Annotated in this window: 9 protein-coding genes; 7 read left to right on the top strand and 2 right to left on the bottom strand. The window is 68.6% G+C overall.

The features are described from left to right. The first annotated feature begins 55 nt into the window (after positions 1–55). The gene (locus ACTJJ4_RS15115; protein WP_440944082.1) at positions 56–2104 is read left to right on the top strand and encodes a hydantoinase/oxoprolinase family protein; all 2049 of its coding nucleotides are present in this window, start codon (positions 56–58) and stop codon (positions 2102–2104) included. A 1-nt stretch (position 2105) separates the two neighbouring features. Continuing rightward, positions 2106–3812 (top strand): hydantoinase B/oxoprolinase family protein, encoded by a 1707-nt coding sequence (locus tag ACTJJ4_RS15110; RefSeq protein ID WP_440944081.1) that lies wholly within the window; start codon positions 2106–2108, stop codon positions 3810–3812. 132 nt (positions 3813–3944) lie between these two features. Here ACTJJ4_RS15110 and ACTJJ4_RS15105 read toward each other — a convergent pair whose 3' ends face one another. Then, on the bottom strand, positions 3945–4322 hold the full coding sequence (locus ACTJJ4_RS15105) for a VOC family protein (protein ID WP_440944080.1): 378 nt from the start codon (positions 4320–4322) through the stop codon (positions 3945–3947). Positions 4323–4448: 126 nt separating this feature from the next. On the opposite strand from ACTJJ4_RS15105, the gene ACTJJ4_RS15100 reads away from it, so the two are divergent. From ACTJJ4_RS15100 to ACTJJ4_RS15090, 3 genes are all read left to right on the top strand, one after another. Beyond that, entirely contained in the window at positions 4449–4982 is a 534-nt protein-coding gene (locus ACTJJ4_RS15100; RefSeq protein ID WP_440944079.1) for a GNAT family N-acetyltransferase, read from the top strand. A gap of 114 nt (positions 4983–5096) precedes the next feature. Continuing rightward, positions 5097–6218, top strand: coding sequence for a fatty acid desaturase family protein (locus ACTJJ4_RS15095; RefSeq protein ID WP_292701229.1), 1122 nt, complete (start codon positions 5097–5099; stop codon positions 6216–6218). Between the two features lie 112 nt (positions 6219–6330). Further along, entirely contained in the window at positions 6331–7620 is a 1290-nt protein-coding gene (locus ACTJJ4_RS15090; protein ID WP_440944078.1) for a serine/threonine-protein kinase, read from the top strand. 19 nt (positions 7621–7639) lie between these two features. Here the strand turns inward: ACTJJ4_RS15090 and pgi are convergent, their stop codons facing one another. Next, positions 7640–9319 carry a glucose-6-phosphate isomerase gene (gene pgi, locus ACTJJ4_RS15085; RefSeq protein ID WP_440944077.1) on the bottom strand — a complete coding sequence of 560 codons (1680 nt, stop codon included), beginning with the start codon at positions 9317–9319 and terminating at the stop codon, positions 7640–7642. A 157-nt stretch (positions 9320–9476) separates the two neighbouring features. Here pgi and ACTJJ4_RS15080 point away from each other — a divergent pair, with 157 nt between their 5' ends. Then, positions 9477–10439: an acyltransferase family protein gene (locus ACTJJ4_RS15080; protein WP_440944076.1), complete on the top strand. Its 963-nt coding sequence runs from the start codon at positions 9477–9479 to the stop codon at positions 10437–10439. 25 nt (positions 10440–10464) lie between these two features. After that, complete coding sequence (locus ACTJJ4_RS15075) at positions 10465–11394, top strand: aldo/keto reductase (protein WP_440944075.1); 930 nt, start codon at positions 10465–10467, stop codon at positions 11392–11394. The last annotated feature ends 8 nt before the right edge of the window (positions 11395–11402 follow it).

The following is an 11402-nucleotide window of genomic DNA, read 5'->3' as shown; positions in this document are numbered from 1 at the left end:
TCGGGTCTCCGCGGGCTGCCCGAAATCATCAACGACCCCAATGGAAGGACCAGCAATGTCCGAGAACGTCCGAATCGCCATCGACGTGGGAGGAACGTTCACCGATGTCGTGAAACTCGTCCCCGAGACGGGTGAGCTCCGCTTCGAGAAGGTGCCGACCACGCCCAGCGAGCCGACCGCCGGCGTCCTCTCGGCCTTCGACAAGGCCGGTGCGGATCCCGCCCAGGTCACGACCTTCAATCACGGCAGCACGCTGGGGCTGAACTCCCTGCTCACTCGCACCGGTGCGCGCGTCGCGACGATCGCGACCCACGGTTTCCGCGACGTGTACCTGCTCGGACGCACCGACCGCCGGGTGATGTACGACATCGCCTACCGCAAGCCCGAGGCGCTGCTCGAGCGCTACGACACCTTCGAGGTGATCGAGCGGAGCATGTTCGACGGCTCCGTCGCCACGCCCTTCGACGACGAGGACGCGCGCGAGGTCGCACGAGAGATCCTGCGCCGCGGGTACGATGCCGTCGCGGTGGCGTTCCTGCACGCCTACGCGAATCCCGCGCACGAGCTTCGCATGCGGGAGATTCTCGCCGAAGAGGCGCCGGGAGTCGAAGTCACCCTGTCACACGAGCTCTCTCGCGAGTACAGGGAGTACGAGCGCACGAGCACCGCAGTGCTCGACGCCTACATCAAGCCGATCATGCGCAGTTATCTCAAAGCGCTCGAGGGCGAACTCGAGCGGCGCGGCTTCGACGGGCGCTTCCTCATGTCGCGCTCAGGCGGAGGAGCGATGACCGCTTCGGCGGCGCGCGAGCAGCCCGTGAACCTGATCCTCTCCGGACCTGCGGGAGGCGTGGTCGGCGCCGCGGCGTTCGCAAAGCTGATCGACCGACCGAACCTGATCACGATCGACATGGGAGGCACGAGCCTCGACGCCTCGCTGGTGCAGGACGGCAGCCCGGTCCTCTACCACGGCGCGGAGTTCGAAGGACTGCCGATCAACACGCCATCGCTGTACATCCACACGATCGGCGCGGGCGGCGGGTCACTCGGCTACCTCGACGGGGCCGGCGCCCTGCAGGTAGGGCCAAAGAGCGCCGGCGCAATGCCCGGGCCGGCGGCGTACGGCCGCGGCGGAACAGAGCCGACTTTCACGGATGCCGCTCTCGCGATCGGCTATCTCGGGACCGACACTCCGCTCGGCGGCGAGCTCACACTCGACCGGGAGAAGTCACTCGAAGCGCTCACCCCGATCGCCGGGAGCCTCGGACTCAGCGTCACTGAACTGGCGCGGGGCATGGTGCAGATCTCGAACACCAAGATCATGGGCGCGGTCCGAGCGATCACGATCGAGCTCGGCCATGACCCGAAGGACTTCGCGCTGCTGTCGTTCGGCGGGGGCGGCGGCCTGGTCGCGGTCGACGTGGCACGCGAGCTCGGCATCCCCGAGGTGATCGTGCCACCGGGACAGGGGGCGTTCTCGGCGCTCGGCATGCTGATGGCCGACGTGCAGCACAACTACTCGCGCACCAGCCTGCAGGCGCTCGAGGACCTCGACGCCGAGGTGGCCGACGCCCTCTACGCGGGCATGGAGGCAGAGGCCAGGGAGACGCTGCGTGCCGAAGGGTTCGACGAGGACCGCATGATCTTCCACCGCGTCGTCGCGGTGCGGTACTCCGGCCAGGAGCACTCGGTCACGGTCGACTATCCCGCGGACGGCACGGATCCTCGCGAAGGCATCCGCTCGGAGTTCGACCGGCTGCATCTGCGCCAGTACGGGCACATCATGGACGATCCCATCGAGACGACCACGCTGCGGCTCGGAGCCGTGGGAGTGCTCGACAAGCCCGAGCTGCCGAAAGCGGCCGTCCGCCCGGAGGGCGAGGCACCGCAGCTTCGAACACGCACGGTCGTGCTCGAAGGAGACGAGACGGCGGAGTACGCCCTGGTCTCGCGCGAAGAGCTCATGGCCGGTGACGTCATCGAGGGCCCGGCCGTCGTGACAGAGCACACGGCGACGACCGTGATGCACGCCGGTGACCGACTCGAGGTCGGGGCATACGGCGAGCTCATCATCTCGATCCAGTACGCGAAGAAGGGAGCCTGACGTGGCCGACGCGATCACCACCGAGATCATCAGGCACGGCCTGCTGGCCGTCGCAGAGGAGGTCGCGCGCAATCTGTGTCGCACCGCCTACAACACCGTGGTCTACGAGATCCACGACTACGGCATCGGGATCCATGACGCCAACGGAGACGTGGTCGCGGATGCACCCGGCATCGCGGTGTTCACCAGGGGCAACGACGCGGGAATCAAGCACTCCATCGAGTTCCTCGGCGCCGACGCGATGGAGCCCGGTGACATCTTCATCATCAACTTCCCCTACTGGTCGAGCGCCCACACCCTCGATCCGCTCGTCTTCGCGCCCATCCACGTGGACGACGAGCTGATCGGCTTCGCCTCGTGCCGCGTGCACGTGACCGACCTGAACCAGAAGGACCCGGGGTACGTGCTCGACTCGACGGACCGCTCGCAGGAGGGGCTGATGCTCCCCGCCTCCAAGCTGTACCGCAGAGGCGAGCGCAACGAGGACGTGTTCAACATCATCCGGTTCAACAGCCGGATGCCGAAGCACACGATCGGTGACATCCAGGCGCAGGTGTCGGCGTGCGTGAGCGGTGTGCGTCGTACCCAGGAACTCGCCGGCAAGTACGGCGTCACCACGCTCACCGAGGCCATGGTGACGATCAACGAGCATGGTGAGAAGCTCGCCCGGCTCGCGCTCGCGAAGCTGCCGAAGGGCACATGGAGCGCGGTCGACTACGTCGACGACGACGGGATCAACAAGGACGAGCTCGTCAAGCTGCAGTGCACGGTGACGGTCACCGACGACGAGATGGTGGTCGACTGGACCGGCAGCGCCGAGAACGTCGAGGGCCCGATCAATCTGCCGCCGGGACAGACCGAAGCGCTTTCGAGCCTGATCTTCAAGTCGCTCACGACACCCGACTCGCCGGTCGTCGCGGGCAACTTCGCTCCACTGCGCGTGGTCACGGTGCCAGGATCCGTCATGCACGCGGTGTCGCCCATGCCGACCTTCACTCTCTGGACGGGACTCCTTGCCGGCGAGGTGATCCTGAAGGCGCTGGCCGAGGGCATGCCGGAGCTCGTGCCCGCCTGCTCGGGCGGTGACGTGTGCTCGATGATGGGTCTCGGCGTGAATCCTCGTACCGGCGAGCCATGGCAGGAGGCGACGAATGAGGCTGTCGGCTTCGGCGGCACGGCGCAGCACGACGGCGAGGACGGGATCATGCACCTGTCGGAACCGGGCTGCCGCAACAACCCGGTCGAGGTGCTCGAGGCGAAGTCCTCGATGATCATCGAGCATTACGGGTACCGCACCGACACGGGCGGTGCGGGCGAGTTCCGTGGCGGGGTCGGAGTCAGCCGCTCGTATCGCTTCACCGCGCCTGCCACAGGCATCTGCCTCGTCTACAAGACGAAGACGGAGCCGTGGGCCATCGACGGCGGATCCGCCGGCAAGCCGAACCGGGTCGTGCTGAACCCGGGTACGGACCGCGAGATCGTGCAGGGCGGAAGCTACAACCGACTCGAGGCGGGCGATGTGCTCGTCAACCAGACCGGCGGGGGCGGAGGCTACGGGGATCCGTTCCGACGGGATGCTGCCGCCGTCGCTCACGACGTGCGTAACGGATTCGTGTCCCGACGCGCGGCCGAGCTGGATTACGGCGTCGTGATGACCGCGGATTTCGAGATCGACGAGAAGGCGACGGCCGCTCTCCGCGGTCGATGAACCATCGGGGGGTGCGCTCATAGGCGCGGGCGCACCCTCACCAGGCACGGTACGCGTGTCGCGTTCCCGCAGGTGCGGACGCTGACGACGGGAGGGCGGATGCTGCACAGCATCCGCCCTCCCGTCATTCGCTCACTGCGCGCCGTAGTCCGGGATCTGCTGCAGCGTCCAGGTGTTGCCGTCGGGGTCGTCGAAGGTGACGAACCGGCCCCACGGCTGCTCGTCGACGCCGGAGGCCTCGACGCCGAGCCCGCGCAGGTGCGACAGGGCCTCGTCGGCATCCGGCACGACGACCTGGATCGAGTTCTGCTGACCGGGCTCGAGCCCGCTGCCCATACCCGTGCCGAAGGCGATGGAGCAGGCCGATCCGGGAGGGGTCATCTGCACGAAGCGCAGCTCGTCGGAGACCTGGTGGTCGTGATCGGGGTTGAAGCCGATCGTCGTGTAGAACTCCTTCGCGCGGTCGACGTCCGTCACCGGCACGTGGATGAGTTCGATCTTCCAGTCCATGTCCTGCGCCTTTCTCGAGGGAGACGCGAGAGGCTCGCGCACATCTGCGACGGTACGCGGGGTCACCGACATCCGGGAGGGCATCGGGCGCTTCCGGGTGTCGGAGGCCCGTGAGAGCGTAGCCGCGTGGACACGATACGACTGCGGCTCTGGACGGCCGAGGACATCGACCTGCTTCGCGCGGCGAACACTCCCGAGATGACGGCGCACCTGAACGGCCCGGAGACCGAGGAGCAGATCATCGACCGCAATGAGCGGTATCTGCGACTGGGAGCGGCGGGGGAGGCCCGCAACTTCGTGATCGTGGACGCCCACGATCGACCCCTCGGATCCATCGCGTACTGGCGCGCCGACTGGCGAGGCGAGCCCGTGCTGGAAGCCGGCTGGTTCGTGCTCCCCGAGGCGCAGGGACGCGGCATCGCCTCGCGGGCCCTCGCGCTGGTCGTCGACGACGCCAGGGAGCATCGCGGAGCGCGGCGCCTGCTCACGGCTTTCCCCGCGGCGGACAACGCCGCCTCCAACGGCGTCTGCCGACGCGGAGGCTTCACGCACACCGGAACGTTCACCGAGGAGTTCCGCGGGGCGGACCTCACCATGAACGAGTGGGCGCTCGCGCTCGACGGGTCCGGAGCCGACACGTTCCCCACCTCACCGCGCTGAAACCGCGAGGACACATGCCGTACGCCGCATATCGACGCGCGTACGCTGGGCACAGCGATCGGCATCCGCCCTTGGCTTCCAAAGCTCAAGGGCTCCGATCGACAGGAGAGCACCATCTCACTCACTCAGGTCGACACGATCAAGACCACCGTTCCCGCCCAGGGACGCATCCGACAGACGTACTCCGGCACTACGGAGTTCCCGCCGATGGCGCGCGCCTACAAGGATGTGCTGAACGTCATCCGCGATCTGGGCCTGCTGCGCCGCACGCCGGTGTTCTACACGCTGGTGGGGGTCGCCCTGCTGCTCGGCTTCGCGGGATGCGCCGTCGGCTTCATCCTGCTGGGAGACAGCTGGTTCCAACTGCTCATCGCGGGCGCGCTCGGCATCCTGTTCACACAGGTCGCGTTCCTCGCACATGAGGCCGCACACCGTCAGATCCTCTCGTCGGGCCCGGCGAACTTCCGTCTCGCACGCGTGCTCGCGGGGCTCATCGGCATGAGCTACTCCTGGTGGGATTCCAAGCACACCAAGCATCACGGCAACCCGAACATGGTCGGCAAGGACCCTGACATCGAGGTCGACACGATCTCCTTCCTCGACGAGGACGCGGCCCGCTCCCGCGGCGTCATCCGCTGGATCACGCAGCGCCAGGGGTGGCTGTTCTTCCCGCTGCTCACGTTGGAAGGACTGAACCTGCATCGCCTGAGCGTGGTGCATCTGGTCACGCCCGGTCGCGTGAAGGGGCGCTGGACCGAGATCGGCATCATCTCCCTGCGGTTCGCTCTGCTGCTGACGCCGCTGTTCCTGTTCCTTCCCGTGGGGATGGCGTTCGCGTTCCTGGGCGTGCAGATGGCCGTGTTCGGCCTCTACATGGGAGCCTCCTTCGCCCCGAACCACAAGGGCATGCCGATCATCTCCCCGGACGCGCGGCTCGACTTCTTCTCGAAGCAGGTCCGCACCTCGCGCAACGTGACCGGCGGCTGGTGGGCGACCTGGCTGTTCGGCGGCCTGAACTACCAGGTCGAACATCACCTCTTCCCCAGCATGTCGCGTCTGAACCTCTCCCGCGCCCGCGAGGTGGTGCGAGACTACTGCGCGGCGAATGACGTTCCGTACACCGAGACGACCCTGCTGCAGTCCTACGGCATCGTCGTGCGCTATCTGAACCGGGTGGGCCTCGCCGCACGCGACCCCTTCGACTGCCCGATCAGCGCCCAGTACCGGCCGGTGTGACCCCGCCCCTTGCAGATCTCGGCCGCGCAGTCAATGCGGAAGCCGAACGAGCGGCATCGTCCTAGAGTCTCCGAACGTGCGGCACCCGAGCCGCAGGATTCAGGAGTGATCGATGCCCGCCATCGACGACCAGGCGACGGAGTCGCTGCTCGACGGTCGATATCGCCTCGAAGCGCGAGTCGGACGAGGGGCGACGTCCGTGGTGTACCGCGCCGAGGATCTGCTTCTCGGCAGACCTGTGGCGATCAAGCTGCTACGCCAGTCCGATGAGACGCCCACATCGCTCGAGCGGGTCCGCACCGAGATCGCGCTGCTCGCGAATCTGAAGCATCCCTCCCTGGTCACGCTCTACGACGCGCGACTCGACTCAGGGCATCCGCAGTACCTGGCGATGGAGTACGTCGAGGGCCCCACGCTGGCCTCGCGGCTGCTGGGCGGGCCGCTCGCCGGCGTCGAGGCGGCATGCGTCGCCCGTGACCTCGCGGCGGGCCTGGATGCCGTGCACCGCGCCGGCATAGTCCACCGGGACGTCAAGCCCTCGAACGTGCTGATGCCGGAGACGAGCCGCCCCGGCGATCACACCTCCGCGAAGCTGACGGACTTCGGCATCGCCTTCGACGTGGATGATCCGAGGCGCACGTCGCCGGGAATCGCCATCGGCACCGCTGCCTACATGGCGCCGGAGCAGGTGCGCACCGCCGAGCTCACGACGGCGGTCGACGTGTACTCGCTCGGTCTCGTGCTGATCGAGGCCCTCACCGGTGAACCGGCCTTCCCGGTCGCGGGTCGGGTGCAGACCGCACTGCGTCGGCTGACCGAGCATCCGGTGATACCGGAATCACTGGATGCACGGTGGCGGACGCTGCTCGCGCGCATGACGCGCGAAGATCCGGCGGAGCGGCCCTCGTCCGCCGAGGTGGCCGCAGAGGCCGAGGCGATCCGCCGCGCCGAGGCGCCCAGCCGTGACATCCGCACAGAGCCTCCGACCCCCGTCCGGACATCGCACCGCGATGCGGAGGCGGAGCTCGGCGATGACGACGCGCCGACCGGACCGACGCGGGCGTACACCGCAGCCGCCGTCCTCCCCGCACCGCGCTTCCGACGGGCGCGGATCACCGTCGCGGCGGTGCTGGGAGCGGCAGCGCTGTCACTCATCGCCCTCTTCGGGCTCCACAGCGTCGCTCCGTCAGCCGAGTCGCCCGCCCGGATCGCGGTGCATGCGCCCGAGACCTCGCCGCCCCCGTCACCCGCAGCCGATCCGGCCGTGCAGCAGGCGTCGACCGGGACCGCCGGTGCCACCTCGGGACAGGGCACGACGGCGGGTCAGCAGAACCCGAACAAGGGCCCCGGCAACAACTCGGGGAAGGGGCAGGGGAGCTCAGGACACGGCAAGGGCCACTGACGCGACCGAGCGACCTGCCTCAGCGGCGGTGGGCCTGGTAGTACGCCAGGAGTGCCTTGGTCGACGCGTCCTGCGCCTCCAGGGCATCCGCATCGCCCTCGATCGCGGGGGCGATCTTCAGGGCGAGCTGCTTGCCGAGCTCCACGCCCCACTGGTCGAAGGAGTTGATGCCCCAGATCACGCCCTGCGTGAAGGTGATGTGCTCGTAGAGCGCGATCAGTTGGCCGAGGACGGACGGGGTGAGCGCATCCGCGAAGATCGACGTGGTGGGGCGGTTGCCGGGGAAGGTCCGCGCGGCCACGAGCGCACCGGTCGTGCCCTCGGCCTCGACCTCCTCGGCCGTCTTGCCGAACGCCAGGGCCTTCGTCTGCGCGAGGAAGTTCGCCAGGAACAGGCCGTGCACGTCGCGGCCGTCGTCCTGCAGCGGGTAGGCCGGGTTCACGAAGGCGATGAAGTCCGCCGGGATCAGCCGGGTGCCCTGGTGGATCAGCTGGTAGAACGCGTGCTGGCCGTTGGTGCCCGGCTCGCCCCAGAAGACCTCGCCGGTGGTCGTGGTGACCGGGCTCCCGTCCCAGCGAACGGACTTGCCGTTGGACTCCATGGTCAGCTGCTGCAGGTACGCCGCGAAGCGGCTCAGCTGCTGCGCATAGGGAAGCACGGCGTGCGACTGCGCGCCGAGGAAGTTCGTGTACCAGACGTTGAGCAGGCCCATCAGCACGGGCACGTTCTGCGCGAGCGGGGTGGTGCGCACGTGCTCGTCGACGGCATGGAAGCCGGCGAGCAGGTCGCGGAACACCTCGGGCCCGAACACGACGGCCAGCGACAGACCGATCGCGGAGTCGACGGAGTAGCGGCCGCCCACCCAGTCCCAGAACCCGAAGGCGTTGGCCGGGTCGATGCCGAAGGCGGCGACCTTGTCGAGCGCCGTGGAGACCGCGACGAAGTGGTGCGCGACGGCATCCGTCCTGCTCTGCTCGTCGTCGCCGATCGCGCCGGATGCCGACAGTCCCGCCCACAGCCAGTCGCGGGCGAGGCGCGCGTTGGTGAGCGTCTCCAGAGTGGTGAACGTCTTCGACGCGACGATGAACAGGGTCGTCTCGGGATCGAGGTCCGCGGTCTTCTGAGCCAGATCGGTCGGGTCGATGTTCGACACGAAACGGGCCTGGATGCCCGCGTCGGCGTAGGGCTTCAGCGCCTCGTAGACCATCACCGGACCGAGGTCGGAACCGCCGATGCCGATGTTGACGACATGCGTGACCTTCTTGCCCGTGACGCCCTTCCACTCGCCCGATCGCACGCGGTCGGCGAAGGCGGAGAGCGCTTCGAGCACCGACTGCACATCGGCATCCACGTCCTGCCCGTCGACCACCAGCGCGGGCGTCGCACCGGGCCGACGGCGCAGGGCGGTGTGCAGCACAGCGCGGTCCTCGGTGGTGTTGATGTGCTCGCCCGCGAGCATCGCGGCGTAGCGCTCGGCGACACCGGTCTGCTCCGCCAGGCGCACGAGCGCGGCGAGGATGTCGTCGGTGACGAGGTTCTTCGACAGGTCGACGTGCAGGTCGGCCAGCGGCAGCGAGAGCTTCTCGACACGGTCCGGATCGGCGGCGAACCAGCCGCGCAGATCGGGGGAGAAGCCCGTGCTGAGGGACGTGAGTTCGGCCCAGGCGGAGGTGGTGGTCGCATCGATCGGAGCGGTCATGCATGCAACGTTAGCGCCGGATGAGGGGTCCCCGCGCCCCGAGGCTCCGGACAGCGCGCAGCGATGCCCGGAGAGGGCGTGGGGCGCATCCGCGCCTCCGTGTCGCAACCCAGCCCGCGCACATGAGACGGACATCCCCGGGGACTATCGTCGCGGCATGCTCGAGGCGATTCCGAAGCGGTCGGGAGCGATCGACCTCGTCCGCATCATCGCGGTCGCGGCGATCGTCGCAGGGCATGTCTTCACCCGCGATCTGACCGGCGATCTGCTCTACACCTGGCACGTCGTGGTGTTCTTCGTGCTCTCCGGATACCTGTGGAAGCCGGGCCGCTCCTTCCGCACCGAACTGAGCAGGCGCTGGCGGTCGCTCGGCCGACCCTACCTGGCGGGGTTCGTCCTGCTGACGGTCGCGCTGCTGCCGATGGGCTTCGCCGACACCCCGCAGCGCATCCTCGGCGGCCTGTACGGCGGGGGAGCGGCGGGGATGCCGTACATCACGCTGTGGTTCATCTCCACGCTGTTCTTCACCGCCCTCCTGCTGCGCCTGATCGAGCGCCTCCCTCTCGCCCTGCAGTGGACGCTGGGTATCGCCGGGGCCGTCGCAGGCTGGATCTGGGGGTCCGCGCTCTCGGACACTCCGCTCGGCATCGGCATGGCCGCCACGAGCCTGATCTACCTGCTGATCGGCGACGCTCTGCGCCGCGTGCGCGACCGGGTGCGCGCACCTGCGCTCGCGGGCGTCCTGCTCATCGTGACCGGCGCCGCGCTCGTGGCGACCGGTCTGTCGGACTTCATCGACATCAAGCAGGGCGACTACGGCACGCCCGCGCTGTCGCTGATCGCGTCCGCCGCCATCTCGACCGGACTGATCCTGGCGGCCGAGGGCACCGTGAGGCCCGGTCGCTTCTCACAGGTCTGCACGCTGCTGGCCCTGCCGCTGCTGGCGATCGTGCTGCTGCATCCGGTGTTCCTGTGGACCCCGTGGCCGGCGTGGCCGACCTTCGCCGCGGCGATGCTCGTGCCGCTCGCGATCGGCCTCGTCGCCCTGCGCACCCCCTTGTCGCCGTGGCTCACGGGACAGGCCCGGTTGCGTCGGCCGCCGGCCGGCACCGCGCGGTAGCGTTGGCGTGAACCCAGGAGGAACCATGAAGTCAGTCCCGTTCGGATCCGGCACCGCCCCGGCGGTCATCGCCGGCATGATGCGCATCCCCGACAAGACGGACGCCGAGGTGCGCGAGCTGTACGACACCGCCCGCGCCGCGGGGATCGACTTCTTCGATCACGCCGACATCTACGGCGGGGCCATGCACGTCTGCGAGGAACGGTTCGCCTCGGCTCTGCAGCTGAGCGCCGCCGAGCGCGACGAGATCACCCTGCAGACCAAGTGCGGCATCGTGCCCTCGGAGCAGATGTTCGACTTCTCGTACGAGCACATCGTCACCCAGGTCGAGGGATCGCTGAAGGCGCTGCGCACCGACCACATCGACGTGCTGCTGCTGCACCGACCCGATGCGCTCGTGGAGCCGGAGGAGGTCGCCCGCGCGTTCGACGAGTTGTCCGCCGCCGGCAAGGTGCGCGCCTTCGGCGTCTCCAACCACACCCCGCGCCAGATCGACCTGCTGCGCACCGCCGTCACCCAGCCCCTCATCGCGAACCAGCTGCAGCTGTCGATCACGCACTCGCCGATCATCGCGCAGGGCGTCGCCGCGAACATGTCGGGCGAGGAGCAGAGCATCGTCCGCGACGGCGGCGGCATCGTCGAGTACTGCCGGATCAACGGCATCACCATCCAGGCCTGGTCCCCGTTCCAGGCCGGCTTCTTCGACGGGGTGTTCCTCGGAAACCCGAAGCACCCCGAGCTGAACGCCGTCATCGACCGGCTCGCGGCCAAGTACGCGGTCGAGCCGATCGCCATCGCGACCGCGTGGATCACCCGCCATCCGGCGCACATGCAGGTGGTGCTCGGCACGACCACGCCGCAGCGCGTGGCGGATGCCGCGGCGGGCGCGGATGTCGAGCTCAGCCGCTCGGAGTGGTACGAGCTGTTCCGCGCCGCCGGCCACATCGTCCCCTGAGCGTCCGT

The organism is Microbacterium sp. 22195 (genome assembly GCF_052056515.1).
Taxonomy (GTDB): domain Bacteria; phylum Actinomycetota; class Actinomycetes; order Actinomycetales; family Microbacteriaceae; genus Microbacterium.
Note: the sequence above shows the minus strand (reverse complement) of the source record. Positions and strands in the feature narration are given on the sequence as shown.